This is a genomic window from Arthrobacter sp. YD4 (genome assembly GCF_030410515.1).
Classification (GTDB): domain Bacteria; phylum Actinomycetota; class Actinomycetes; order Actinomycetales; family Micrococcaceae; genus Arthrobacter.
Genome location: NZ_JAUHHD010000002.1, coordinates 536,639 through 562,451, shown reverse-complemented (window position 1 = coordinate 562,451; position 25,813 = coordinate 536,639). Strand labels below are relative to the sequence as shown.

General features: G+C 71.1%; 26 protein-coding genes. 20 read left to right on the top strand and 6 right to left on the bottom strand.

All coding sequences use genetic code 11. From position 1 onward, the window contains the following. Window positions 1-107: 107 nt before the first annotated feature. Window positions 108-1,538, bottom strand: coding sequence for an amidase (locus QWJ39_RS07100; RefSeq protein ID WP_290257032.1), 1,431 nt, complete (start codon window positions 1,536-1,538; stop codon window positions 108-110). Between the two features lie 120 nt (window positions 1,539-1,658). On the opposite strand from QWJ39_RS07100, the gene QWJ39_RS07095 reads away from it, so the two are divergent. From QWJ39_RS07095 to QWJ39_RS07085, 3 genes are all read left to right on the top strand, one after another. After that, entirely contained in the window at window positions 1,659-1,985 is a 327-nt protein-coding gene (locus tag QWJ39_RS07095) for a rhodanese-like domain-containing protein (protein WP_290257031.1), read from the top strand. A gap of 14 nt (window positions 1,986-1,999) precedes the next feature. Continuing rightward, window positions 2,000-2,971, top strand: coding sequence for a prephenate dehydratase (pheA, locus tag QWJ39_RS07090; protein ID WP_290257030.1), 972 nt, complete (start codon window positions 2,000-2,002; stop codon window positions 2,969-2,971). A 121-nt stretch (window positions 2,972-3,092) separates the two neighbouring features. Next, a complete protein-coding gene (locus QWJ39_RS07085) occupies window positions 3,093-3,311 on the top strand; it encodes a hypothetical protein (RefSeq protein ID WP_290257029.1) in 219 nt (72 codons plus the stop codon). 1 nt (window position 3,312) lies between these two features. Here the strand turns inward: QWJ39_RS07085 and QWJ39_RS07080 are convergent, their stop codons facing one another. Then, entirely contained in the window at window positions 3,313-4,374 is a 1,062-nt protein-coding gene (locus QWJ39_RS07080; protein WP_290257028.1) for a diacylglycerol kinase family protein, read from the bottom strand. A 78-nt stretch (window positions 4,375-4,452) separates the two neighbouring features. On the opposite strand from QWJ39_RS07080, the gene serS reads away from it, so the two are divergent. Then, window positions 4,453-5,733, top strand: a complete 1,281-nt coding sequence (gene serS, locus QWJ39_RS07075; protein ID WP_290257027.1) for a serine--tRNA ligase — start codon at window positions 4,453-4,455, stop codon at window positions 5,731-5,733. Between the two features lie 136 nt (window positions 5,734-5,869). Continuing rightward, the gene (locus QWJ39_RS07070) at window positions 5,870-6,715 is read left to right on the top strand and encodes an HAD family hydrolase (RefSeq protein WP_290257026.1); all 846 of its coding nucleotides are present in this window, start codon (window positions 5,870-5,872) and stop codon (window positions 6,713-6,715) included. Here the strand turns inward: QWJ39_RS07070 and QWJ39_RS07065 are convergent. From QWJ39_RS07065 to QWJ39_RS07050, 4 genes are all read right to left on the bottom strand, one after another. Continuing rightward, window positions 6,712-7,311: a hypothetical protein gene (locus tag QWJ39_RS07065; RefSeq protein WP_290257025.1), complete on the bottom strand. Its 600-nt coding sequence runs from the start codon at window positions 7,309-7,311 to the stop codon at window positions 6,712-6,714. The genes QWJ39_RS07070 and QWJ39_RS07065 overlap by 4 nt on opposite strands. A 66-nt stretch (window positions 7,312-7,377) precedes the next feature. After that, a complete protein-coding gene (locus QWJ39_RS07060) occupies window positions 7,378-8,136 on the bottom strand; it encodes a DUF429 domain-containing protein (protein ID WP_290257024.1) in 759 nt (252 codons plus the stop codon). Between the two features lie 3 nt (window positions 8,137-8,139). Continuing rightward, window positions 8,140-9,465 carry a carboxylesterase family protein gene (locus tag QWJ39_RS07055; RefSeq protein WP_290257023.1) on the bottom strand — a complete coding sequence of 442 codons (1,326 nt, stop codon included), beginning with the start codon at window positions 9,463-9,465 and terminating at the stop codon, window positions 8,140-8,142. A 206-nt stretch (window positions 9,466-9,671) separates the two neighbouring features. Further along, entirely contained in the window at window positions 9,672-10,160 is a 489-nt protein-coding gene (locus QWJ39_RS07050; RefSeq protein ID WP_290257022.1) for an inorganic diphosphatase, read from the bottom strand. Window positions 10,161-10,313: 153 nt separating this feature from the next. Here QWJ39_RS07050 and dacB point away from each other — a divergent pair, with 153 nt between their 5' ends. The 15 genes from dacB to QWJ39_RS06975 all read left to right on the top strand — a co-directional run bounded on the left by dacB (window position 10,314) and on the right by QWJ39_RS06975 (window position 25,765). Further along, entirely contained in the window at window positions 10,314-11,852 is a 1,539-nt protein-coding gene (dacB, locus tag QWJ39_RS07045; protein WP_290257021.1) for a D-alanyl-D-alanine carboxypeptidase/D-alanyl-D-alanine-endopeptidase, read from the top strand. 74 nt (window positions 11,853-11,926) lie between these two features. Then, on the top strand, window positions 11,927-13,066 hold the full coding sequence (locus tag QWJ39_RS07040) for a zinc-dependent metalloprotease (protein ID WP_290257020.1): 1,140 nt from the start codon (window positions 11,927-11,929) through the stop codon (window positions 13,064-13,066). A 140-nt stretch (window positions 13,067-13,206) separates the two neighbouring features. Continuing rightward, a complete protein-coding gene (gene tilS, locus QWJ39_RS07035; RefSeq protein ID WP_290257301.1) occupies window positions 13,207-14,283 on the top strand; it encodes a tRNA lysidine(34) synthetase TilS in 1,077 nt (358 codons plus the stop codon). A gap of 29 nt (window positions 14,284-14,312) precedes the next feature. Continuing rightward, a complete protein-coding gene (gene hpt / locus QWJ39_RS07030) occupies window positions 14,313-14,864 on the top strand; it encodes a hypoxanthine phosphoribosyltransferase (protein WP_290257019.1) in 552 nt (183 codons plus the stop codon). Between the two features lie 201 nt (window positions 14,865-15,065). Continuing rightward, window positions 15,066-17,132, top strand: a complete 2,067-nt coding sequence (gene ftsH / locus QWJ39_RS07025) for an ATP-dependent zinc metalloprotease FtsH (protein ID WP_290257018.1) — start codon at window positions 15,066-15,068, stop codon at window positions 17,130-17,132. A 111-nt stretch (window positions 17,133-17,243) separates the two neighbouring features. Further along, window positions 17,244-17,804 (top strand): GTP cyclohydrolase I FolE, encoded by a 561-nt coding sequence (gene folE / locus QWJ39_RS07020; protein WP_290257300.1) that lies wholly within the window; start codon window positions 17,244-17,246, stop codon window positions 17,802-17,804. Between the two features lie 12 nt (window positions 17,805-17,816). Beyond that, on the top strand, window positions 17,817-18,734 hold the full coding sequence (gene folP / locus QWJ39_RS07015; protein WP_290257017.1) for a dihydropteroate synthase: 918 nt from the start codon (window positions 17,817-17,819) through the stop codon (window positions 18,732-18,734). Between the two features lie 12 nt (window positions 18,735-18,746). Beyond that, window positions 18,747-19,106, top strand: coding sequence for a dihydroneopterin aldolase (gene folB / locus QWJ39_RS07010; protein WP_290257016.1), 360 nt, complete (start codon window positions 18,747-18,749; stop codon window positions 19,104-19,106). Then, window positions 19,103-19,675: a 2-amino-4-hydroxy-6-hydroxymethyldihydropteridine diphosphokinase gene (folK, locus tag QWJ39_RS07005; protein WP_290257015.1), complete on the top strand. Its 573-nt coding sequence runs from the start codon at window positions 19,103-19,105 to the stop codon at window positions 19,673-19,675. The genes folB and folK overlap by 4 nt, the downstream gene beginning before the upstream one ends. Then, window positions 19,672-20,196: a DUF3180 domain-containing protein gene (locus tag QWJ39_RS07000; RefSeq protein WP_290257014.1), complete on the top strand. Its 525-nt coding sequence runs from the start codon at window positions 19,672-19,674 to the stop codon at window positions 20,194-20,196. Before folK ends, QWJ39_RS07000 begins: the two co-directional genes overlap by 4 nt. Next, entirely contained in the window at window positions 20,177-20,689 is a 513-nt protein-coding gene (locus QWJ39_RS06995) for a PH domain-containing protein (protein ID WP_290257013.1), read from the top strand. Before QWJ39_RS07000 ends, QWJ39_RS06995 begins: the two co-directional genes overlap by 20 nt. Then, the gene (locus tag QWJ39_RS06990; RefSeq protein WP_290257012.1) at window positions 20,686-22,308 is read left to right on the top strand and encodes a PH domain-containing protein; all 1,623 of its coding nucleotides are present in this window, start codon (window positions 20,686-20,688) and stop codon (window positions 22,306-22,308) included. The genes QWJ39_RS06995 and QWJ39_RS06990 overlap by 4 nt, the downstream gene beginning before the upstream one ends. Then, a complete protein-coding gene (locus tag QWJ39_RS06985; RefSeq protein ID WP_290257011.1) occupies window positions 22,301-23,197 on the top strand; it encodes a DUF2520 domain-containing protein in 897 nt (298 codons plus the stop codon). The genes QWJ39_RS06990 and QWJ39_RS06985 overlap by 8 nt, the downstream gene beginning before the upstream one ends. 25 nt (window positions 23,198-23,222) lie before the next feature. Then, window positions 23,223-24,110, top strand: a complete 888-nt coding sequence (gene panC / locus QWJ39_RS06980) for a pantoate--beta-alanine ligase (RefSeq protein WP_290257010.1) — start codon at window positions 23,223-23,225, stop codon at window positions 24,108-24,110. 107 nt (window positions 24,111-24,217) lie between these two features. Then, the gene (locus QWJ39_RS06975) at window positions 24,218-25,765 is read left to right on the top strand and encodes an MDR family MFS transporter (protein WP_290257009.1); all 1,548 of its coding nucleotides are present in this window, start codon (window positions 24,218-24,220) and stop codon (window positions 25,763-25,765) included. Window positions 25,766-25,813: the final 48 nt, after the last annotated feature.

Here is a 25,813-nt window from a genome sequence, read left to right as displayed (position 1 = left end):
CCTCTTCCGTCGTCGGGGCCGCCAGTGGCCGTGTCCGCTCCAGTAAACCGCAGCCGGGGGCGGCCGGGAAATCCGTGGCTCCGGCCCGGTGGGTCAGGAGGCCGGCGTCAGTAGCCCAGCTGCGCCGCGACCTGCAGGAGCAGGGCCTCCGAGCCCATCGGCCCGACCAGCTGGATGCCCATCGGCAATCCTTCGCCCGGCTGCCCACCGGTCCAGTGCACAGGGATGCTGATGGCCGGGAGCCCGCAGACGTTGATCATCGAGGACCAGGGCGCGAACTGGCACTGCCGGCGGTAGTCCTCGTCGGCGTCGCCGGCCCACTCCGCGGCGGGCCAGTACCCGTCGCCGTGCACGGCCCCGGTGAACCAGCCCACCGGGCGCGGGGTCTGCGCCAGCGCGGGCATCAGCATCAGGTCCCACGCTGAATACTGGGCCAGGGTGTCCCGCTGGAAGGTTCGCAGGAAGGAAAGGGCCTCCTCCAGCTTGGCCGCGCTGCGCTGCTGTGCCCGGCGCCGGAACGTCCGGGTCAGCGCGGTGAGCAGCGGCTCGCGCTGCGGCGGGATCCGGGCGCTTCCGACGCCGGCCGTCCAGGCGGTGGTAAAGGCCGCCGGGTACCGGTTGTCGTACCGGATGGACGCCTCGCCGGTCCGGTGCCCGGCCCGCTCCAGCAGGTCGATCCCGGTGGCCAGCGCGGCCAGGGCCTCGCGCTCGGGGGTGATCGGGTAGGCGGCCTGCCACGGGCTGTCCAGGCTGACGCCGATACGGAGCGGGGGAGGAGCCTGCCCGGTGCGCTCCAGATACCCGGGCTGGCCAGGCTCGGGCGGTGCGAGGGCGTCCAGCAGGAGCGCGGCGTCGGCGGCGGAGCGCGCCAGCGGCCCGGCCACCACCAGCCCGGCCCGGTCGCCGGGACTTTCCCCGGCGGGCACCAGTCCGCGGCCGGGCTTGAGCCCCACCAGGCCGCAGGCCGACGCCGGGATGCGGATGGACCCGCCGCCGTCGGAGCCCGGCGCAAACGGCAGCAGCCCCGCCGCCACGGCCGCCGCGCTGCCGCCGGAGGAACCGCCGGAGCTGCGGCTCAAGGAATACGGATTACGGGAGGGCGGGGCGATCCGGTTCTCGCTGTACGCGGTCAGCCCGAACTCAGGAACCTGGGTCTTGCCGAGGGACACGACGCCCGCCCCCTTCAACGCCGCGGCCAGGGCGCCGTCCTCCGGAGCCGGCCGGGCCTCCAACGCCGCACTGCCGTGGCTGGTGGGGACCCCGGCGACGTCGGTCAGGTCCTTGAACGCGACCGGCATCCCGTGCAGCGGCGGCAGCGAGTCCACGGCGCCGGCCTGGGAGGCCCGGTGAAACGCCGCGTCGGCGTCGTCGGCGTCTCTGACGGCCTGCTCCGCGGTGACCGTGATGAAGGCGCCCAGCCGCGGATTCTGCTCCCCGATCCTGGCCAGGAAATGCGCCGCTGCCTCGCGGGTTGACAGCGCGCCGGCGCGGAGGGCGTCCCGCAGCGCCACGGCGGACAGTTCGTGGATCTCAGCCAAGGTTCGCTGCCATCGGTCTCCCTACGTTGTCCCAGAAGCGTAACCTGACGCGGCGGACGCGGGAGGGTGCGGGGCTGGCGATACGCTGGAGGCACACCTGGTACTGCGGAGAGGACTGCCATGAGTGACATCGATACCGTGACCGTTTCCGACATCCCCGAGTCGGCCAAGATTCTGGATGTCCGCGAAGACTACGAATGGGCCGCCGGCCACGCCGAGCGCGCGCTGCACATCCCGCTCGACCAGCTGCCCGGCCGCATCGACGAACTCGACCCGGACGAGGACCTCTACGTCATCTGCCGCACCGGCGGCCGCTCCTTCCGCGCCGCCCAATGGCTGGTGGGCCAGGGCTACTCGGCCCTGAACGTCGCCGGCGGCATGGACCAGTGGCTGGAGACCGGCCTGCCGCTGGTGTCCGACAACGGCCTCAAGCCCGTTATCCTCTAACCCCAAGGGACCCCATGCCTGCCGCACCGCACACGTACACGTTCCTGGGACCGGAAGGAACCTTCACCGAGGCGGCCCTGCTGCAGGTTCCCGGCGCCGCGGAGGCCATCCGCGTCCCGGCGTCGAACGTCAATACTGCCCTGGACAAGGTCCGCGGCGGCGAGGCGGACGCGGCCATGGTGCCGATCGAGAACTCGGTGGAGGGCGGCGTGACCGCCACCCTGGATGCCATCGCCTCCGGCCCCGAGCTGCGGATCCTGCGTGAGGCGCTGGTGCCGATCACGTTCGTGCTGGTGGTCCGGCCCGGTGTGCGGCTCGAGGACGTCCGCCGGGTCTCCACCCACGGCCACGCCTGGGCGCAATGCCGGCTCTGGGTGGACACTCATATTCCCCATGCGGAATACATTCCGGGGTCGTCGACGGCGGCCGCCGCCATGGGCCTGCTCGACGGCGCCACCTACGAAGCCGCCATCTGCGCGCCGATCGTCGCGGCGGAACAGCCCGGCCTGCAGGTCCTGGCGGAGAACATCGGCGACAACCCCGGTGCCGTCACCCGGTTCGTGCTGGTGGGACGTCCCGGTGAGCTGCCGGCGGCCACCGGTTCGGATAAGACCACCGTGGTGGTGCCGCTCCCGGAGGACCGGCCCGGCGCGCTGATGGAGATCCTGGACCAGTTCGCCACCCGCGGGGTCAACCTGAGCCGGATCGAGTCCCGCCCCACCGGGCAGTACCTGGGGCACTACTTCTTCAGCATCGACGCCGACGGCCACGTGCTCGACGCCAGGGTGGCCGACGCCCTCGCCGGATTGCACCGGATCAGCCCGGCCACCCGCTTCCTTGGCTCCTATGGCCGTGCGGACGGTCAGCGCACCGAGGTCCAGCCGCACACCTCGGACCAAGCATTCCGCGCCGCCCACGCCTGGGTGGAGGGCCTCCGCTCCGGCACTGCCCCGGATTCCGACGGGGAAACCCTGCCCGCCGGATAGCGCTCCCCGGCATTCGCCCAAAGCGTAGACAAATGCCCCATCCTGCACTTTCGCCCCTCGTAAACGGGCGTATGCTGGCGGGAACCAAACCGGGATAGACCTCGACTGGAGGGAGCAGGGCATGTCAACGACGAGCAACGACAACGATGGCCAGGGGATGATCGTCAACCCCAAGCCGACGGCGGAGAACCAGGACTGGGACGGTGACGACGCAGACCGCGCGGACCGCCTGCGCTTCGAAGAGGAGCAGGCCATGATCCGCGAACAGAGCGAGGCGCGCGCCGCCAAGGCCGCCGAGGACGCGAAGAAGGCCGAAGAGGCCGGCAAGGAAGCCAGCTAGGCTAGACGGCTTCGTCTTCCCGGACCCGCACCAGCAGGGATCGGGGGGCGATCTGGACGGTGACCTTCGTGGCCGCGCCCGAGGGGTCACCGTCCACCTGCGTCGGCATCGGCTCGGCGCAGGTGATGACGACCTTGCCCGAGCGGTAGTAGGTCATCACGGGCAGGTTCCGCTTGTGCTTGAGCACGATCTTCCAATACATCGCCAGCCAGCCGATTGCGCTGCGGGGGCTCATCACCACCACGTCCAGCATCCCGTCGTCGATCATCGCCTGCGGAATGAAGTCGATGCCACCGGGAATGAGCCCGCAGTTGGCGAACAGGACGCTACGGATCTTGCGTGACTGCTCCGGTTCGTCGTCCAGGGAAATGGACACCCGCTTCCGCCGGCCCGGCAGATGCCGCACCCCGGCCTCGGTGTAGGCCAGCCAGCCCACCGCCTTCTTCAGGCCGTCGCTGGTGTCACTGACGACCTCTGCGTCCATCCCGATCCCGGCGATCACCAGGAAGGCGTGCTCCGACGACTGTCCGGTGATGCCGTTCGCCACCCTCATCCGGGCGGTGTCGATGAAGCGCTGGTGCCCGAACAGGGCGGTCTCCACGCAGGAATGCAGGTTCCCGATGTCCAGGTGGATGTTGCGGGCCAGCAGGTTTCCGGTGCCCAGCGGCAGCAGCCCCATGGCGATGTCCGAGTGGGCCAGGACGTCGGCGACCACCCGCACGGTGCCGTCCCCGCCGCCCACGAGGACGACATCGGCGCCGGATGCGACGGCGGCACGCGCCTGCGAGAAGCCGGGATCCTCCGCCGTGGTCTCGAAGAAGAGCGGGGCCTCCCAGCCGGCCGCCAGGCACGCCCCTTCCACCAGGGCACGCGCCTCGGCCGCACGGGCCTTGATGGGGTTCAGCACCACCGCGACCTTCTGCCGCTCCAGGCCCGGATGGTGGGTCTCCTCCCAGACGGCGCTGCGCGTGTGTTTGGCCTTGAGTCGGCGCACGCCCCACCAGCTGGAGACGGCAAAGGCCAGGGCTCCAGCGATGACGAGGTAGAGCAGCCAGTCGCGCATGGTGCTCCAACACTAACCCGGGCCCGCCCCGCGGCCGGACTGCCCGGCGTCACCGTGCGGATTCGATACTCTTGTCTGGTGATCGACGTAAAAGACCTCAGCGAAAATCCGGACAAGTTCCGCGCCAGCCAGCGCGCCCGCGGCGCCGACGAATCCGTGGTGGACGCGATCATCGCCGCGGACGCGTCCCGGCGGGCGGCCCTGATCCGCTACGAGAACCTCCGCGCCGAGCAGAACGCCTTCGGCAAGAAGGTGGCGCAGGCCAAGGGCGAGGAGAAGCAGGCCCTGCTGGCCGAGGTCAAGGTCCTTGCCGCGTCGGTCAAGGAAGCGTCCGCCGAGGCCGACGCCGCCCAGACCGCCCAGGAGGAGCTGCTGCGCGGCATTCCCAACCTGGTCGAGGACGGCGTCCCGGAGGGCGGCGAGGACGACTATGTCGTGGTCAAGACCGTCGGCACCCCGCGCGAATTTCCCGATTTCGAGCCGAAGGACCACCTGGAAATCGGTGAGCTGATAGGTGCCATCGACATGGAACGCGGCGCCAAGGTCTCCGGTTCCCGCTTCTACTTCCTCCGCGGCGTGGGCGCCCGGCTCGAGATGGCCCTGCTGCAGATGGCCATGGAACAGGCCATCGACGCCGGCTTCGTCCCGATGATCACCCCCACCCTGGTCCGTCCCGAGACCATGCAGGGCACCGGCTTCGACGTCAAGCACGATGCCGAGATCTACCGCCTCGCCGAGGACGACCTCTACCTGGTGGGCACCTCCGAGGTGGCCCTCGCCGGCTACCACGCGGACGAGATCCTGGACCTCTCCGCCGGTCCGATCCGGTACGCGGGGCAGAGCTCCTGCTACCGCCGCGAGGCCGGCTCGCACGGCAAGGACACGCGCGGCATCATCCGCGTGCACCAGTTCAACAAGGTGGAGATGTTCATCTACACCACGGTCGAGGAGGCCGCCGCGGAGCACGCCCGGCTGCTGGCCTGGGAAGAGGAAATGCTGGCCAAGTGCGAGCTTCCCTACCGCGTGATCGACACCGCCGCGGGCGACCTCGGCACCTCCGCGGCGCGGAAGTTCGACTGCGAGGCGTGGGTCCCCACCCAGGGCGCGTACCGCGAGCTGACCTCCACCTCCAACTGCACCACCTTCCAGGCGCGCCGGCTTAACATCCGGGAACGCGTGATCACCGAGGACGGCACCGCCAAGGGCACCCGCGCGGTCGCCACGCTGAACGGCACCCTGGCCACCACCCGCTGGATCGTGGCCATCCTGGAACACCACCAGAACCCGGACGGCTCGGTCAACGTCCCGGCCGCGCTGCAGAAGTACCTGGGCGGGATGACCGTCCTGCCCGTCCTCTGACCATTCGCTCCAGCCCCTCCGCCAGCCCCCCGCCGTCGGCCCCGCCATTCAGCCACCCAAGTGTTCACGGGCGCTTCATCTCGTGCTGTGGCGCGCGTCCTAGCTGGCTGTCGGGGGTGTCTGCTCTACTTGTTAGATGACTACATTGACTGAAACCTCAGTCGCTGGCAACGACGACCAGCGCAACGCCAACGACAAAATGATGATCGCCCTCGACGTCGACGGAACCCTCGTCGACCACGACGGCCACATGTCCGTTCCCGTCCGGGAGGCCGCGCAGGCCGTGGTGGCCGCGGGGCATGAGGTGATGATCGCGACCGGCCGCTCCCTCGGCGCCACGCTGCCCATCATCGAGCACATCGGCATCGAGACCGGCTACGCCGTCTGCTCCAACGGCGGCGTCACCCTCCGCGTCGACTCCGGCCTCGCCGACGGCTACGAGGTGCTGCACAGGGCCACCTTCGATCCCGGACCCGCGCTGCGGGCACTCCGGAAGCGGCTGCCCTCCGCCAAGTACGCGCTCGAGGACGCCGACGGCAACTTCCTCTCCACCGAGCGCTTCCAGGACGCCAGCTTCGGCGTCGAGGCGATCGGCGTGGACTTCCAGACCATGCTCGAGGCCACCGCCGTGCGCGTCGTGGTGTTCAGCTCGGAGAACACCCCGGAGGAATTCAACGCCGCGATCCGGCACGTCGGGCTCGCCGGCGTCACCTACTCGGTGGGCTGGACCGCCTGGCTGGACATCGCCGCGGCCGGTGTGACCAAGGCCAGCGCGCTGGAACAGCTGCGCGGCCGGCTGAGCATCGGGGCGCACCGCACCGTGGCGGTCGGCGACGGACGGAACGACATTGAGATGCTGACCTGGGCCCGGCGCGGGGTGGCCATGGGCCAGGCTCCCGCCGAGGTCATTGCCGCCGCGGACGAGGTCACCCACTCGGTGTTTGAGGACGGCGCGGCCCACGTGCTGCGCAGCCTGCTCTAGCGCACCTCGAGAATCAGGGACAGCAGCCGTGCGGCGGCCGGCCGTGCGGCGTGCTCCTCGTTCCACTGGGCGCGGGCCACGGCCTTGCTCACCGCCTGCGTGGTGATGCCGAGCTCCTCCGCCACGGCCTTCTGCTGGCCCCGGACGCCGGGCGTCAGCAGGTCCAGGACCCGCCATTCCGCCGCGCTCCGGTCGTGCACGATCTGGCCCAGGAGGCGCAGCACCGCCTCCGCCTCCGCGGCCAGCTCGGCCAGCGGGCCTTCGACGGCCACCGGGATCCGCTCCTTGCCGTTGCGCAGCCGGTCCACGGCCCGCCGGGCGTAGACCAGCCCGTGGCCGGAGGCGTCCTTGATCTGGTTGGGCAGCGGTTCGTTGACCGGCCCGACGCCGATCCCGACGTACCAGGCGCCGGTGCGCAGGGCGATCAGCGCCGCGTCCACGGCCTGCCGCGGGCAGTCGACGATGCCCTGGACCTCATCCTCGACGGACCGGTCGAAATCGAGGCGCGCCGGAATGTGCCGCAGGTCCTTGAGGAGCTGCGGCACGCGGTCGCCGTCGTGACGGCTGTCGGTCTGGTTGATCGTCAGGGTGAACATTCTGGATGCCACACTACCCGGTGGCCGTGCCGCCGCAAACGGACTGCATCCGCGCTCCCACGGCGTTTATCCGGCCGCTATCAGGGCGTCCAGGCCGCCCGTTGGCACGTGGATCCAGCCCTCGGTCCGGGCCGCCGCGGCGTGGGTTTCATCCGGCCCGACGGTTGCCCCCACCGCCACGGCCCGGGCCGTGAGGGCCGCGATGACGGCGTCGAACAGGTCATCGGAACCGGCCAGGCGTTCCTCATGGCCGGCGAGGTCCAGCCACGGCGCGGCGTCGCGCAGCGCCGCCAGCAGCCCGCCCAGCCGCTCCGCCTCGGGCCCGCCCCGGCCCTTGTAGCCGCGGGCCAGCAGCCCCCAGGTCTTGAGCGACCCCGCCGGGTAGACCTCGGCCAGCCGGCCGCTGCCATCCCGCGGCTGCAGCCCGTGCTCCCGGGCGATCTTGGCCTGGATCACCGCGCAGCGCATCGCCGGGTGCGCCAGCCGGTCTGCGGAGACACTCAGCGGGATCAGGCCGGTCAGCCCGGTGGTGAAGCGGTCCGTTTCCCGGTATGCGAGCAGCCGGCGGCCCTCGATGCCGTCATAGTCCAGCACCGGGTATGGCTCGCCGGCCAGGTGCGCGGCGATGAAGGGCAGGAACGCGTCGGGCCAGCCCACCGGGCAGTCGATGCCTGTCATGGCGCAGCCGCCGAAGAGCCGGACGATGTCGGCGTCGTCAACGTCGAGGGCCAGGTGCACCAGCGTTGCCGTCCCGCCCTCCCACTCGAGGATGGCGGCCGCGGTCTTCTTGGTCGCCGCGGCGAGGTCCACCCCGAGGGTCCGCACGGCTTAGACCGCCCGGTAGCGGAGTGCGCCGGGGATCCCGCCGTCGGCGTCGAGCCCTTCACCGGAGGCGAAGCGGGCCCAGAGCGACCGCATCGCCTTGCCCGGGACGTTGACGTCCTCCCAGCTGGCGCCCGCGAGCAGGCCCACCCCGGCCCAGGTCTGCTCGTCGCCGAAGAGCAGCGGCAGGTCCACGGTGTGGGCGGCGCCGTAGATGTTGCCCGGGGCGTGCCAGGAGAGCAGGTAGCGGTGCGCGCGGCCGCCCGCGCGGACGTGGCGGCGGGCGAACTTCCGGGACGCCCGGCCGTAGACGGCCTCCGTGACGGCCCAGTTGATGGCCTTGACGACGGCGTTCCCCAGCACCGGGACCCGGCCGATCCGGCCCACGATGCGGTTGCGCGGCAGGAACATCCGCGCCTCCTCCGTGGTGTGCCCGATCAGGACCTCGATCCCGGGGGCGGTGGCGTCCCAGGCCTGCTCGATGGCGGCCTCGGGCGGCAGCGGTTCGTGGCCGTACTGGGTGCCGAACGGCATGGCGGAGGCCAGCCCGAACTTCCGGGCCGCCCGCGCCACCCGGGCCTCGGCGGCCACGACATCCAGTGCCGGGGTGTCCTCGGTGACGTGTTGGGCCGCGGCCCCCATTGCGGCGCTCATCTTGTCGCGTCCGCGGGTGATGCCCAGTGGGGCGCTCTGGATGATGGCGCGGCGGAACAGCGACGGCGCCTCCGGCACGGCCATCAGGTGGGCGACGGCGTCCCCGCCCGCGGACTGGCCGAAGGCGGTCACGTTTTCCGGGTCGCCGCCGAACGCGGCGATGTTGCGGCGCACCCAGCGGAAGGCCTCCAGCTGGTCCAGCAGGCCCAGGTTCGCCGGGCGGCCGTCGCCGGCGGCGAGGTAGCCGAAGAGGCCCAGCCGGTAGGTGACCGAGACGACGATGACCCGGTTCTCCGCGACCAGGGCCTTGGGGTCGAAGATTGCCAGGTCGCCCGAGCCGGAGGTGTAGGAGCCGCCGTGCAGCCACACCATCACCGGGACCCGCTCGTCCGGGCCCAGGCCCGCCGGGATGGTGATGGAGAGGCGCTGGCAGTCCTCGCTGCCGGGCAGTTCGCCGTACCGGGTGCCCAGGATGTCATCCAGGAACGGCACGGGAGCCTGCGGGCAGGCGGGGGAGAGGGTGGTCGCTGCGAAGGGCGCGGTCCATCCCGGCGCCGGTGCCGGCGGCTGGAACCGGGCGGCCGAGGCATAGGGGATGCCGGTGGCGCGCAGCACCTCGCCGTCGTGCCAGCCGGTCACGGGGCCGCAGGGCGGGTTAAACGCGGGCTCTGTGGTCATGAACCAACGATTTCACATCTTCCTGATTCACGGCTGGCAGTGTCCGCCGTCCACCCGGTGTCAGCAGCTGATCAATGGTCCGCCGTAAACCCATCTCTACCCGTTAAACGCCGGAGGCCACCCGGCACCGCCGCCCCTGACGGCCGGTCGGCGCGGGGTGGCCCCGGCAGATGACGCTTAATGCTTTGTCGTTTACCGACGCGGCCTTAGTGAGCGTGCGGAACGAAGCGCTTGATTGAGGCTTCCAGCTCGGCTTCGGCGGCGGCGCGGTCGCCCCAGCCCTCGGCCTTGACCCACTTGCCCGGCTCCAGGTCCTTGTAACGGGTGAAGAAGTGCTCGATTTCCTTGATCAGGAACTCGCTGACGTCGCTGATCTCGTTGATGTGGTCGAAGCGGGCGTCGGCCGGCACGCAGAGGACCTTGGCGTCCCCGCCGCCGTCGTCGGTCATGTTGAACACGCCAATCGGGCGGGCCTCGACAATCACGCCGGGGTGCAGGTCGAAGTCCTGCAGCAGGACCAGGGCGTCCAACGGGTCGCCGTCCTCGCCCAGGGTGTTCTCGAAGAAACCGTAGTGCGTCGGGTACTGCATGGAGGTGAACAGGACGCGGTCCAGGCGGACGCGGCCGGTCTCGTGGTCGACTTCGTACTTGACGCGCGATCCCTTGGGGATCTCGATGGTCACGTCATGCTTCATGGAATGCTCCTCGACGGATGTAAGGGGGTGCGCGGCACGGGCTGGCGCCCCAAAAAGGCCACCCGGTACCGCCGACTATTATTGAGGATATAGCGACAGGCCCTGGTTTCAGGAACTAGTGGGGACATTTCGGAACTAAGGACCATCAGCACCATGACACGCACAACGAGCCCGCGCGGGCAGGATTCCCGGGCCGCCGGGTGGCGCCGGAGCGTTCCGGCCGTGCTGCTGGGGCTGCTGGTCATCGCGCTCGTGATCCCCGCCGGCATCGCCGTCGGCCCCGGATTCGCCGGCCCGTCCCGTCCCCCGGCAGTGCCCGCGGCGGGCCCGTGGCAGCTCCCGCCGTCGGCCCTCACCGCCGTCCCCGGCGCGGTTAAACCGCTCGACGACGCCGCCCCCGTCCCCAACGCGGCCACCCTCGCGGAGCGGCTCAACGCCACCCTGAAGACCGACGGCGGCGGCACCTTCACCGGCATGGTGCAGGACGCCGCTACCGGCGAGGTCCTCTTCGACCGGGCGGGCGACGAGGGCCGGGCGCCGGCATCGAACATCAAACTGCTCACCGCGGCCGCGGCCTTCCGAACCCTCGGCCCGGACAGCCGCTTCACCACCCGGGTGATCGCAGGTGCCACCCCCGGCACCGTGGTCCTCACCGGCGGCGGGGACGTGCTGCTGGGCGCCGGGGACTCCGCCCCGGACGCGGTGCTGGGCCACGCCGGCCTGGCGACCCTGGCCAAGTCCACCGTCACGGCCCTCCGGCAGGCAGGCGTGACCGGTCCCGTTACCGTGCAGCTGGACGATTCACTCTTCACCGGCCCGTCCCTCAGCCCCGCCTGGAGCCCGGATGACGTGGCCGCCGGCGAGGTGGCGCCGCTGTTCCCGCTGGCTCTGAACGGGGCCCGGTTCGCGCCCGGAAGCACCGCCGGGGCCCGGCCGCAGGACGCGGCCATGACCGCCGCCGAGGCCTTCGCCGCCCGGCTGGGGGAGGCCGGCGGTTCCACGGGCATCACCGTGGCACCCGGCGTCGTGCGCGCGAAGGCGCCCACGCAGGACGTGGGCAGCAAGGGCCAGGGAGGCAATGATCCGGCAGAGAAGGGCGACGGCGGCGGGCCCCGCGCCGGAGCGGTCCTGGCCGAGGCCGAATCCGCGACCGTCAGCGAACAGGTGGACCTGTTGCTGCGCACCTCGGACAACTACCTCGCCGAGGTCATGGGCCGCATGGTGGCCCTGGCCAGCGGACAGCCGGGCAGCGGCGAGGGTGCCATCGCCGCCGTCCTGAAACAGCTGCAGGAACTCAAGATTCCCACCGACACCCTGCACGCCGCGGACCTGGCCGGGCTCACCCTGGAGAACCGGGTCACCGCCCGGCAGCTCACGGCGCTGGTGCGGGCCATGACCAACGGCCCCGACACCCGGCTCCGTTCCGCCCTGGCCGGCTTCCCGGTGGCAGGGCTGACCGGAACGCTCGGCAGCCGGTACACGGATGCCACCACCGCCGCCGGCGCGGGCCTGGTCCGCGCCAAGACCGGGACGCTGAACTCCGTGATCGCCCTGAGCGGCTACGTGGTGGACGCCGACGGCCGGCTCCTGGTCTTCTCCTTCATCGGCAATGGCCTGACCCCGGGGGCGGCCGGCAACAAGGAAGCCCTGGACCGGACCGCCTCCACCCTTGCGGCCTGCGGCTGCCGCTGAGGAATTGCCCGAACCGTCGAAACGGGCCCGGTCCGGGACGGATTCCTGTGCGGTGGCCCGGGCCCTGTGATCTGATGGGGACTATGGAGACCCCCTCGCCCGCCGGATCAGCAGAGACGTCAGCCCAGGCCCAGGCCCTGGTGAATTGGGAGCTCGCGGCGTCCACTGCCGCGCGGCTAACCCCGGCCGGTCCCACGCTCGGGGCCAAGGAAATCGGAGCCGCGGTGGAGAACCTCCGCCTGATGGCCGACCTCTCCGTCCCGCACGTCCACGACATCACCGGCCTCGAGGCCGCCCGGGACCTGCGCGACTCCTCCGTCCTGGTGGTGGACCGCGCCTCCTGGGCCAAGGCCAACACCCAGAGCTTCGCCGTCATGCTGCAGCCCGCCATCGAGAAGATGCTGGAGGGCCGCCGCGGCAGCATCAGCCCCGGCAGCGCGAGCGTCGGCGGCGCCATCACCGGCAGCCAGCTCGGCGCCATCCTGGCGTTCCTTTCCAGCAAGGTCCTCGGCCAGTACGACCCGTTCTCCGCCCTGGCCCCCGGCTCCATGGCCCCGGCCGCCGGCCGCCTGCTGCTGGTGGCGCCGAACATCATCTCGGTGGAGCGGGAACTGAACGTCGCTCCCGAGGACTTCCGGCTCTGGGTCTGCCTGCACGAGCAGACCCACCGGGTCCAGTTCGCCGCCGCGCCCTGGCTGCGGCACCACATGCTGGACCAGATCGAGGGCCTCAGCGGGCACCTGCTGGGCAACGTCGACTCGATCATGGAGCGCGCCGCCGCGGCGGCCAGGTCGCTCAAGGACCGGTCCGCTCCCGGCGCAGCCCCCGGCCGCGGCGCCATCCTGGACCTGCTGCAGGACCCCGAGGAGAAGGCCGCGATCTCGCACCTGACCGCCGTGATGAGCCTGCTCGAGGGCCACGCCAACGTGGTCATGGATGCGGTGGATGCCAGCATCGTGCCGTCGGTGAAGACCATCCGGCAGCGCTTCAACGCCCGCGGCAAGGACCGCGGCGCGGTGGAGAAGTTCATCCGCAGCCTTCTCGGCCTGGACGCCAAGATGCGCCAGTACAGCGATGGCTCCAAGTTCGTCCGCGAGGTGGTGGACGCCGTCGGCATGGCGGGTTTCAACCGGGTCTGGGAGTCCGCGGACCACCTGCCCACCGAACCCGAAATCCACGACCCCAAGCTCTGGGTCGAACGGATGGGCCTCTAAGCGGCATGAGCCCCACGAACGAACCCGCCACCGCGGACGCCCACGCCGACACCACCCAGCCCGCCAGCGAAAGCGCCGTACGTCCCGCCGGCCGGCGCCGGCCCGGCCGCCTCTCGCCCGTGCTCGGCAAGGCGCGGAAGCTGCTCGAGACGGCCCTCGCCGACGCCGGCTACCCCGAACGCGTACTGGTCGCCTGCAGCGGCGGCCCGGATTCCCTGGCCCTCGCGGCCGCCGCGGCGTACTTCGCCCGCCGCGGCCACGTGCACGGCCACCCGATCAGTGTCGGCGCCGTCGTCGTCGACCATCAGCTGCAGCCCGGCTCCGCGGAAGTCGCCCGGGCCGCCGCGGCGGCGCTGCGGGAGCTGGGACTGGCTCCCGTGGAGATCCGGACCGTCACCGTCGCCGCCACCGGGATGGGGCCGGAGGCCGCCGCCCGGGAGGCCCGGCATGCCGCCCTGGACGCGGCCGCGGATGACGCCGGAGCGCAGGCCATCCTGCTCGGCCACACCCTGGACGACCAGGCCGAGCAGGTCCTGCTGGGCCTGGCCCGGGGCTCCGGCACCCGCTCCCTGGCCGGCATGCGGCCGGCCCGCGGGCGGCTGCTCCGGCCGTTCCTGGGCCTGCGGCGGGCCGAGACGCTGGAAATCTGTGCGGCCGAAGACCTGGACCCCTGGCACGATCCGAGCAACGCAGACCCGGCCTTCGCCCGTTCCCGCACCCGGGTAGAGGTCCTGCCGATGCTGGAGGAGAAACTCGGCCCCGGCGTCGCCGAATCCCTCGCCCGCACCGCGGCCATCCTGCAGGCCGACGCCGACTACCTCGACGCCGTGGCGAACGACACGTACCTCACGCTGAAGACCTACGACGGCGGCGACCTGGGCCTGCCCGAGGACGAGCTCCGCGCCCTGCCGGCCGCGCTCAGGTTCCGGGTGATCGCGAAGGCCGCGGCCGAGGTCGGCGGCCAGCAACCCAGCCACCAGCGCCTGCTCGCCGCGGAGGACCTGCTGCGCCGCCGGGGATCGGCCGGACCCGTTCAGCTGCCCGGGGGCGTCAGCGTCTACCGGCTCTCGCTCGCCCAGCTCCGTGCGGCGGGTCAGTCGGCGGGTCAGGCGCCCGGCAGCCCCACGGAGGGCGGCCCCGCCGCCGGCGGCGTTCCCCGCGAGGCGGCCCGCTGTGGGAAGCTAGTATTCCGGCCTCACAAACGGCCCCAAGATTAGTCGCACCCGCATCTACACAGGAGCCATTGGTGGATTCAAACGACGTCCAGGCGGACCTTAAGCACGTTCTCTACTCCAAGGAACAGATCCAGTCCCGCATCACCGAACTCGCCGCAGAGATCGACCGGGACTACGAGGGCCGCGAGCTGCTGATCGTCGGCGTGCTCAAGGGCGCCGTGATGGTCATGGCCGACCTCGCCCGCGCGCTGCACAGCCACGTCTCCATGGACTGGATGGCCGTTTCCTCCTACGGCTCCGGCACCCAGTCCTCCGGTGTCGTCCGGATCCTCAAGGACCTGGACACGGACCTGATGGGCAAGGACGTCCTGATCGTCGAGGACATCATCGACTCCGGCCTGACCCTGTCCTGGCTCAAGACCAACCTGGAATCCCGCGGCACCGCGTCGGTGGAAATCTGCACCGCCTTCCGCAAGCCCACCGCGGCCAAGGTCCAGATCGACGTCAAGTACGTCGGCTACGACATCCCGAACGAATTCGTCGTCGGCTACGGCCTGGACTACGCAGAGAAGTACCGCAACCTGGACTTCGTGGGCACCCTCGCCCCGCACGTCTACGAGTAAGTCCGCCGCGCCGCCGCCGGCGCCCACGGGACCCGGCGGCCGGGCCGGACCCCGCCCTCCGCTACGCCCATAGGGAACTTTTGATCCCGACCGTGCGTGAGGTACAGCGACGGTGTATAGCTAGACTGACGCAGCACCACACGCGCGCCCATGGGACGCCGTGCAGCACTACCAGGAGGGACGGGGCCAGCCCCCGATCAGATGAAAGCTAAGAGTTTCTTCAAGGGCCCCGGCATCTGGATTGTCGTCGTCATCGGCATGCTCCTGCTGGCCTTTGCCACCCTCGCCCCGGGCGGGTCGAGCCGCATCGACACGGACAAGGGCCTGGCGCTCCTGACCGACGGCGGCAAGGTTGAACAGGCCAAGATTTTCGACGCCGAGAACCGAGTGGACCTGGTCCTGAAGGACAATCTGCAGATCGACGGCCAGGACAAGGGCAAGAACGTCCAGTTCTACTTCGTCAACGCCCGCGCGGCCGACGTCGTCAAGGCCGTCACGGACTCCAAGCCGCCGAGCGGCTTCACCGACCAGCCGGTCGAGAGCAACTGGTTCTCCGGCCTGTTCTCCCTGCTTGTTCCGGTCCTGCTGCTGGGTGTGCTCTTCTGGTTCCTGCTCTCCCGGATGCAGGGCGGCGGCTCCAAGGTCATGCAGTTCGGCAAGTCCAAGGCCAAGATGGTCAACAAGGACATGCCGCAGGTGACCTTCAGCGACGTCGCCGGCGCGGACGAGGCCGTCGAGGAGCTCCAGGAAATCAAGGAATTCCTCCAGGAACCGGCCAAGTTCCAGGCCGTCGGGGCCAAGATCCCCAAGGGCGTGCTGCTCTACGGCCCTCCCGGCACCGGTAAGACGCTGCTGGCCCGCGCCGTCGCCGGCGAGGCCGGCGTCCCCTTCTTCTCCATCTCTGGCTCGGACTTCGTTGAAATGTTCGTCGGCGTCGGCGCCTCCCGCGTCCGCGACCTCTTCGAACAGGCCAAGTCCAACTCCCCGGCGATCATCTTCGTCGACGAGATCGACGCCGTCGGCCGTCACCGCGGCGCCGGCATCGGCGGCGGCAACGACGAACGCGAGCAGACCCTCAACCAGCTCCTCGTGGAGATGGACGGCTTCGACGTCAAGACCAACGTCATCCTGATCGCCGCCACCAACCGGCCCGACGTGCTGGACCCGGCGCTGCTGCGCCCCGGCCGCTTCGACCGGCAGATCTCCGTCGAGGCCCCGGACCTGATCGGCCGCGACCAGATCCTCAAGGTCCACGCCAAGGGCAAGCCGATGGCTCCCGGCGTCGACCTCAAGGCCGTGGCCAAGAAGACCCCCGGCTACACCGGCGCCGACCTGGCCAACGTGCTCAACGAGGCCGCGCTGCTCACCGCGCGCTCCAACGCCAACCTGATCGACGACCGGGCCCTCGACGAGGCGATCGACCGCGTCATGGCCGGCCCGCAGAAGCGCAGCCGCGTGATGAAGGAACACGAGCGGAAGGTCACCGCCTACCACGAAGGCGGCCACGCCCTCGTCGCCGCGGCCCTGCGGAACTCCGCCCCGGTCACCAAAATCACCATCCTGCCCCGCGGCCGGGCCCTCGGGTACACCATGGTGGTACCGGAGAACGACAAGTACTCCGTGACCCGCAACGAGCTCCTGGACCAGATGGCTTACGCCATGGGTGGCCGCGTCGCCGAGGAACTGGTCTTCCACGACCCCTCCACCGGCGCGTCCAACGACATCGAGAAGGCCACCGGCATCGCCCGGAAGATGGTCACCGAATATGGCATGAGTGAGCGCGTCGGCGCGGTCCGCCTCGGCCAGGGCGGCGGCGAGCCGTTCCTGGGCCGCGACGCCGGGCACGAGCGCAACTATTCGGACCAGATCGCCTACGTCGTTGACGAGGAGGTCCGCCGCCTGATCGAGAACGCCCACGACGAGGCGTACGAGATCCTGACCGCCAACCGCGACGTCCTGGACCAGCTGGCCCTCGAGCTGCTCGAGCGCGAGACCCTGAACCAGAACGAGATCGCGCAGGTCTTCGCGGATATCCGTAAGCGCGACTTCCGTGAGATCTGGCTCTCCAAGGACACCCGGCCCATCCACGACGTCGGCCCGGTGGAGTCCCGCCAGGAGAAGGCCGAGCGTGAGGCACAGGAGGAGGCCACCAAGGCCCGCCTTGAGGAGCCGCTGGACACCCGGCCGCCGCACGCCCAGGGCGTCCCCGGCCAGGAGCCCTTCCAGGGCGGGACCACGGATCTGGGGCCTGACGGCCTTCCCGGCTAGGCTTCTGCTGTGACTTCCTACTTCGACGACGACGACGTTTCGGCCGCCGCCGCTCCCTTCCGCCCGGAGAATTCCGGGACGGCAGGGGCCGACGGCGGCACCGCCACCCTGGTGGACCGGCCCCGGATCGAGGCGGCGGTGCGCGAAATCCTGCTCGCCATCGGCGAAGACCCGGACCGCAGCGGCCTGCTGGACACCCCCAAGCGGGTGGCCAAGGCCTACGCGGAAATGTTCGCCGGCCTGCACCACGACCCGGCCGAAATCCTCGCCACCACCTTCGACCTGGACCACGAGGAACTGGTCCTGGTCAAGGACATCCCGTTCTACTCCACCTGTGAACACCACCTGGTGCCGTTCCACGGCGTCGCGCACGTCGGGTACATCCCCTCGCACGACGGCAAGGTCACCGGCCTGAGCAAGCTGGCCCGGCTGGTGGACCTGTTCGCCCGCCGCCCGCAGGTGCAGGAACGGCTCACCACCCAGATCGTCGAGGCGCTCACCACCCACCTCAAGCCCCGCGGCGCGATCGTCGTCGTCGAATGCGAGCACCTGTGCATGTCAATGCGCGGCATCCGCAAACCCGGCGCGAAGACCGTCACCAGCGCGGTCCGTGGGCAACTGCATGACCCGGCCACCCGTGCCGAAGCCATGAGCCTCATCCTCGGAAGGTAAGAAAGACACACTATGGACTCCCTCGCCGCAGCCCCCGGAACCGGGCCTGCCACCTCGCCGCTGCCCGTGCTGCGGAAGCCGAGGCCGGCCGCCGCCTTCAAGGACCTGCCCACGAACCGCACCCTGGTCATGGGAATCCTCAACGTCACCCCCGACTCCTTCAGCGACGGCGGCCGCAACGCCACCCCGGAACAGGCCATCTCCGCCGGGCTGCGGATGTACTACGCCGGCGCGGACATCATCGACGTCGGCGGCGAGTCCACCCGCCCCGGCGCCGCCGAGGTCACCCCGGACGAGGAACAGCGCCGCGTGCTGCCCGTGATCGAGGCGCTGGTGAAGGCCGGCGCTTTGGTCAGCATCGACACCACCCACGCCGCCACGGCCGAGGCGGCTCTGGCCGCTGGCGCCGCCATCATCAACGACGTCTCCGGCCTGACCATCGAACCGGAGATGGTGGAACTCGTGGCCCGCAGCAAGGTGCCCTACGTCCTCACCCACCGCCGCGGGGACGCCCGCACCATGGACTCCCTGACCGACTACCGGGACGTCGCCGCCGACGTGGCGGCCGAGCTGGCCGGCGTCCGCGACAAGCTGGTCGCCGCCGGCGCCGCGCCGGAGCAGATCATCGTGGACCCGGGACTGGGCTTCGCCAAGAACGAAGCCCAGAACTGGGAGCTCCTGCAGCACTTGGACGTGCTGCAGGCGATGGGCCACAAGGTGCTGGTGGCCGCATCCCGGAAGCGTTTTCTGGGCAGCCTCCTCACGGTCGCCGGCAAGGCCGCCGCCCCCGGGGACCGCGACGCCGCCACCGCCGCCATCACCGCGATCAGCGCCTTCCGCGGCGCCTGGGCCGTCCGGGTCCACGACGTCGGGCCGAACCTCGACGCGGTCAAGGCCGCCGCCCGGATGACCCCGTCCGGCAACAGCTAGGCCGGCGGAACCATGGACCGGATCACGCTCAGCGGCGTCACCGCCGTCGGGCACCACGGCGTGTTCGACTTCGAACGGCGCGAGGGGCAGCCCTTCGTCGTCGACGCCGTCCTGCACCTGGACTTCACCGCCGCCGCCGCGAGCGACGACGTGCTGGACACGGCGCATTACGGTGAGGTGGCCGAATGCATCCGTGGCTGGATCACCGGTGCGCCGGTGAACCTGATCGAGGCCCTGGCCGTCCGGATCGCCGAGGACCTGCTGGAACGCTTCCCGGTCACCGCCGTGGACATCACCGTGCACAAGCCCAAGGCCCCGATTCAGGTCCACTTCGGCGACGTTGCCGTCAGCGTGCACCGGGAACGCCCATGAGCTCCGCCGCCCACGCCCCGGCTACGCCGGAACCCGCCACGTACACCCGCGCCGTCCTGGCTCTCGGCAGCAACCTCGGCGCCCGGAACGACACCCTCTCCGCCGCCGTCGCCGACCTCGTTGACCCGCCGGAGGTGCGGCTGCTGGCCATCTCGCCGATCGTGCAGACCAAGGCCGTCGGCGGCCCGCCCAACCAACCGGACTTCCTGAACATGGTCATCGCCGTCGAGACCTCCCTGTCCCCGCGCCAGCTCCTGGACCACTGCCACGCCGTGGAACGGAAGCACCACCGGGTCCGGGAGGTCCACTGGGGCCCCCGCACCCTGGACGTGGACATCGTCACCTACGGCGAGCTGGTCAGCGACGACCCGGTCCTGACGCTGCCGCACCCGCGCGCGGCCGAGCGGGCCTTCGTGCTGTACCCGTGGTCCCTGATCGACCCCGCGGCGGAACTGGGCGGCGAACGCGTCGCCAATCTCGCCGTCCGGGCCGCCGATTTCCGGGACCTGGCCCCCTTCGACGGCTTCGAGGAACTCAACGGCGCCAACGGCCCGGCGGTGTCGCCATGAAGCTGACCAACCCGCTGGTGCTACTGGTGATCGGCGTCGGCCTGGCCGCCGCCGGCTGGGCCGCGACCCTGCTGGCGGCCCGCTACAGCCTGGCCACCCCGGTGCTGCCGCTGACCGGCCTGACCACCATGGGCGTGATCGTGGTCCTTACCCTGGTGCTGGGCATCCGGGTGCTGCGCTGGCGCAACGGCAAGAAGAAACAGCTGCTGAACCCCATCCTGGCCGCCTGGACCCTGGTTCTCGCCCAGGCCTGCGCCTACACCGGCGCCATGCTGCTCGGCTGGCATGCCGGGATCTTCATGGACCAGCTCCGGCTCTGGAATGTCCGCAGCGGCCAGGCCATCACCTGGGAGATTGCGGCCATGGCTGGCGGCGGCCTGGTGATGATCGTGGTGGGGCTGATGGTGGAGCGGTTCTGCCGCATCCCGCCGGAGGACGGCGACGCAGGCAAGCCCCCGGGGGTGGCCGGGAAGCGCGGAAAACCGGAAGCCGAAGGCGAATATGCCTACCGAGGCGATTGATCCGCCGGGCATCTCCTGGCTGCGGGTCTCGCCGCGCTACCTGACGGCCCGCCTGCTGGGCTGGGGCGCCGAAACCGTGCTCGTCACCGCCGCCCTGGCCTTGCCGCTGGCTCTGGTGCTCGCCGGAGCGTGGCGGTGGCCGCCGCTGTGGTTCGCCGTCGCGCTGCCGTCCGCCTACCTGCTGCTGGCCCTCTGGCGGCTGGTGCTGATTCCGCGCCAGGTCCGCGCCGTCGGCTACGCCGAACGCGTCGATGACCTGCTGATCCGCCGCGGCATTCTCTTCCAGCGCACCTTGGTGGTGCCCTACGGCCGGATGCAATACGTGGACATCGCGGCCGGACCCTTGGAGCGGGCGCTAGGGCTCTGCACGCTGAAACTCCACACCGCCTCCGCCGGGACCAGCGCCGTGATCCCGGGCCTGCCCGCCGCGGAGGGCGCCCGGCTCCGGGAGCAGCTGACCGCCCGCGGCGAGGCCCGGCTGGCCGGACTGTGAACGGCGGCACCGACAACTGGCAGCGGGTGCACCCCGCCTCGCCGTTTGTCCGCGGCTGGCTGGCACTCGCGGCGTTGTTCTTCTTCTTCGGCCGCGACGCCGCCGAACGGCTGCTGCGCGGCGGCCCGGTCTTCGACGAGCGCTTCGCGGGCCGCGCGCCCTGGCTGCTGCTGGGCGGCGGCACCATGCTGCTGCTGGTGGTGGCCGGCTTCGTCCTGAGCTGGTACTTCACCCGCTATCAGGTGGCAGGCGGCTTCGTCCGGGTCACCACCGGCGTTCTGGTCAAGCAGCACCGGCAGGCGCGGCTGGACCGGGTCCAGGCGATCGACGTCGTCCAGCCGCTGCTGGCCCGCATCTTCGGCCTCGCAGAGTTGCGCTTCGAGGTGGCCGACGCCGGGCAGTCGGCGGTGCACCTGGCCTACCTGCGCGTCGCGGAGGCCCGCCGGCTGCGCGCCGCCATCCTCGACGCCGCCGTTCGCGAGGCCGCCGTTGGCGAGGCCGCCCTGCGGGGCGCTGCGGGACAGGCCGCCGCGGTACCCGTCGCCCAGGGATCTGGTGCACAGGTCGACGCTCAGCTCGCTGCGGTACCTGCGGCGCCGCCCGGGCCGGCCGCGCCCGCGGACCCGCCCGAACGGCCGGTGCTGACCGTCCCGCCCCGCCGCCTGGCCGGATCACTGCTGCTCAGCGAGCAGGCCGTGGTCCTGCTGCTGGGCGCCGCGACGTCAGTGCTGCTCTCCGCTTTCACGGAGAACCGGAGCTTCTCCTTCTACCTGGTCCCCGCCGGGCTCGGCATCCTGGCCGGCTTCTGGACCTCCTTCAGCAAGGGCTACAACTTCACCGCGGCTGCCTCCCAGGCCGGAATCCGGCTCCAGTACGGGCTGCTGGACACCCTCGCCCAGACGCTCCCGCCGGGCAGGATCCAGGCCCTGCGGATCAGCCAGCCGCCGCTCTGGCGGCCGCTGGGCTGGTACCGCATCCAGGTCAACGTCGCCGGCTACGGGACGCCCGGCCAGGACGGCCAACGATCCGCCCGGACCACCCTGCTGCCGGTCGGCACCCTGCAGGACGTGACCGTGCTGCTGGACCTGGTGCTGCCCGATGGGGCCGCGCGGCCGGGCTCCGATCAATCCTTCGCCGCGGAAGCCGAGGGCCCTGACGCCCACGCCGTCCTCGCCGCCGGGCTGAGCGGGCTGGCGCCCGCAGCCCGCATCCAGGCCCGGCGGGACCCCGCCCACACCATCGGAGATACCGACGGCGGCTTCACCACCACCCCGCGCCGCGCCCGGCTGCTCGCGCCGCTGCGATGGCGTCGCAATGGCTTCGCCGTGACCGGCAATGCGCTGCTGATCCGCACAGGCCGCTGGTGGCGGCACCTGACCGTGGTGCCGCACGGACGCACCCAGTCCATCGCCCTGCACCAGGGACCCGTGGCTCGGCGCTTCGGCGTCGTGGACCTGGTCCTGCACACCACCTCCGGACCGGTGGCCCCCCGGGTGATCCAGGCGGGCCTGGCCGAAGGCCGCGCCCTGCTCCTGGCCCAGGCTGCACGCCTGAGCCCCAAACCCCAGCCGGCGGGGAACACCGCCGAAGATTTACAGGAAGGCCCACAGCATGGCTAAGCCAGGACGCCTCGGCGTCGGAATCATCGGCGCCGGAAAGGTCGGAGCCGTCCTCGGCGCGGCCCTGCGCGCCGCCGAACACGCCGTCGTCGGCGTCTCCGCCGTCTCCGAGGCCAGCCGTGAACGGGCGGACACGCTCCTGCCCGGCGTGCCGGTCCTGGAGATCCAGGACATCGTCGAACGCGCCGAACTGGTGCTGCTGGCCGTCCCGGACGACGCCCTCGGCCCGCTGGTGGACGGGCTCGCGAAACTCGGCGCCTGGCAGCCGGGGCAGCTGGTGGCCCACACCTCCGGGCGCTTCGGCGTCGGCATCCTGCATCCGGTCCGTGCCGCCGGCGCCGTGCCGCTGGCCCTGCACCCGGCCATGACCTTCACCGGGATGAGCCTTGACCTGACCCGCCTGCTGGACTGCACCTTCGGCGTGACCGCGGACCCGGCCATGCTGCCCATCGCCCAGGCCCTGGTGGTGGAGATGGGGGCCGAGCCCGTCGCCATCGCCGAGGGGGACCGGCCGCTGTACCACGCCGCCCTGGCCCACGGCTCGAACCACCTGGTCACCCTGGTGGCGCAGGCCGCGGAAATGCTGCGCGAGGTGGGCGTCGAGGAACCCGGCCGCATGCTGGGCCCGCTGCTGCGCGCCAGCCTCGAGAATGCCCTCGCCTCCGGTGAGTCGGCGCTGACCGGCCCGGTGGCCCGCGGGGACGCCGGCACCGTCGCCGCGCACGCGGAGGCGCTGCGCGACCTCGACGGCGGCTCCGGCGGGGATATTCTGGAGGCCTACCTGGCCATGGCGCGGGCGACGGCCCGCCGCGCGGGCAGCCGCGGGCTGCTCAGGCCGGACCAAGTCGACGGCATCCGCCAGGCGCTCGACGGCGCCGCACCGGACTGACCGTTTCCTGAGGAAGGACCCCGATATGCCCATCCAGCTGGTGACCACCGCCGCACAGCTGCGCGCCGAGAGCGCCCGCCTGCTCACCGAAAAGGGCGGCAGCTCCCAGGGCATCGTCCCCACCATGGGCGCCCTGCACGAGGGCCACGCCGCGCTGGCGCGCACCGCCGTCGCGCAGAACGACGTGGTGGTGGCCACCATCTTCGTTAACCCGCTGCAGTTCGGCGAGGCCGTGGACCTGGAACGCTACCCGCGCACGCTGGAGGCGGACCTGGCGCTGCTGGAGGCGGAGGGCGTGGACCTTGTGTTCGCGCCGTCCGTCGAGGAGGTCTACCCCGGCGGGGAGCCGATGGTCCGGATCACCTCCGGCGCGCTGGCCGAGAAGTGGGAGGGCGCCTCCCGCCCCGGGCACTTCGACGGCGCGCTGACCGTGGTGGCGAAGTTGCTGCACTACGGGCTGCCTGGTGCCGGCCGGGCCGACTACCGGGCGTACTTCGGCCAGAAGGACGCCCAGCAGCTGACCCTGGTGCGCCGGATGGTGGCCGACCTGAACTTCCCGGTGGAGATCGTGGCCGTCCCGATCGTGCGGTCGGCGGACGGGCTGGCGCTCTCCAGCCGGAACCGCTTCCTTTCCGACGCCGAACGCGAGGCCGCGCTGGTCCTCTCGCGGGCGCTGCGGCTGGTGGAGGACCGGGCGAACGCGCACGAACCCCTCGACCTGGACTCCGCCCGCGCGCTGGTGGAATCCCAGCCGCTCGTGGAACTGGACTACTTCGACGTCGTCGATCCGCTCACCCTGGAGCCGCTCGCGGAGAACTGCCGCGAGACGCCGTTCCGGGGCGAGGCTTTGGTGCTCATCGCGGCCAAGGTGGGCCCGGTGCGGCTGATCGACAACGTGCCGCTGGACTCCTAGGGAACAAATAGTCCGACGGGGAGGGAATGACCTTTCCGGCCGGAGGGTTGAGAATCGTAGTGGCGGCCATGTCCGCCAATCCGCCATCGCATCCCCGAGGGAACCCCATGCCTGAAGAATCCCGTTCCACCGTCCAGGAGGGTCTGGCCCCGCCCCGGATCGACGCCGAAAGCACCGACGCAGAGGGCACCGGAAACGGAAACCGCGCGGAAATCCCCGCAGGCTCCCCGGCCGCGAACGCCCGCGCGGCCAAACCCGCGCCGGAGAAGCTGTCCCGCGAATCCGTGACTGTCATCGCCACCCTGCTGGTGGCCACCTTTGTGGTGATCCTGAACGAGACCATCATGAACGTCGCACTGCAGCGGCTCATGGTGGACCTGCGCGTGGACGCGCCAACGGTCCAGTGGCTGGCCACCGGCTTTATGCTGACCATGGCCGTGGTCATCCCCACCACCGGGTTCATCCTGCAGCGGCTGACCACCCGGGCCGTCTTCATGCTGGCCATGGGACTGTTCTCCGGCGGCACCCTGCTGGCCGCCCTCGCCCCGGGCTTCGCGGTGCTCCTGCTGGCCCGGATCGTCCAGGCCGCGGGCACCGCCATCATGCTGCCGCTGCTGATGACCACCATCCTGACCCTGGTGCCGATCTCCCGGCGCGGCGCGGTCATGGGCAACGTCAGCATCGCGATCTCCGTGGCACCGGCCATGGGTCCAACGGTCTCCGGCCTGATCCTGCAGAACTTTTCCTGGCGCTTCATGTTCGTCTTCGTCCTGCCGATCGCCCTGCTGGCCCTCGCGATCGGGGCCAAGTTCCTGCGCAACATCGGCGAGAACGAGAAGACCCGCCTGGACGCCCTCTCGGTGGTCCTGACCATCCCGGCCTTCGGCGGCGTGGTCTACGGGCTGAGCCAGATCGGCGGCGGCACCTCCGGGCCGCCCGCCCCCGCCGTCGCCGCGCTTGCCGTCGGCGTCGTGGCCCTGACCGCGTTCGTGTTCCGGCAGCTGAGGCTGCAGAAGCGGGACGAGCCGCTGCTGGACCTGCGGGCCTTTAACTTCCGGATGTTCACCGTCTCCGTGCTGCTGCTGGTGGTCGCGATGGTCGCGCTGTTCGGTGCCGTCATCCTGCTGCCGCTCTACCTGCAGGAAATCCGAGGCCTGAAGTCGCTGGAGACCGGCCTGGTGCTGCTCCCGGGCGGCCTCGCCATGGGGCTGCTGGGCCCGGTGATCGGCCGGCTGTTCGACAAGGTGGGCCCGCTGCCGCTGACCGTGACCGGTTCCGTGCTGATGGTGCTCTCACTCTGGCAGCTGGCCGGACTGGACGCACAGTCGCCGGTGGATTGGATCATCGCCCTGCACGTGACCCTTAGCCTTGGCCTGGCGCTGCTGTTCACCCCCGCCTTCACCACCGGGCTGAACCCGCTGCCGCCGCACCTGTACTCCCACGGCTCGGCCATCCTGAGCACCCTGCAGCAGGTGGCCGGCGCGGCCGGCACCGCGCTGCTGGTCTCGATCTTCGCGGTGGTTTCCGTCTCGTCCGGTCCGGCAGCGGGCATGCACGCGGCGTTCCTGACCGCCGCCTCGATCGCCGTCGCCGCGCTCGTGCTCTCACTGCTGATGCGCAAGACCGAAGGGGCGGCAGGGCCCGCGGGCCACTGAGAGAACCGGCCACTGAGAATCGGGACACTGGCTGGCGCCGCCGCGGGG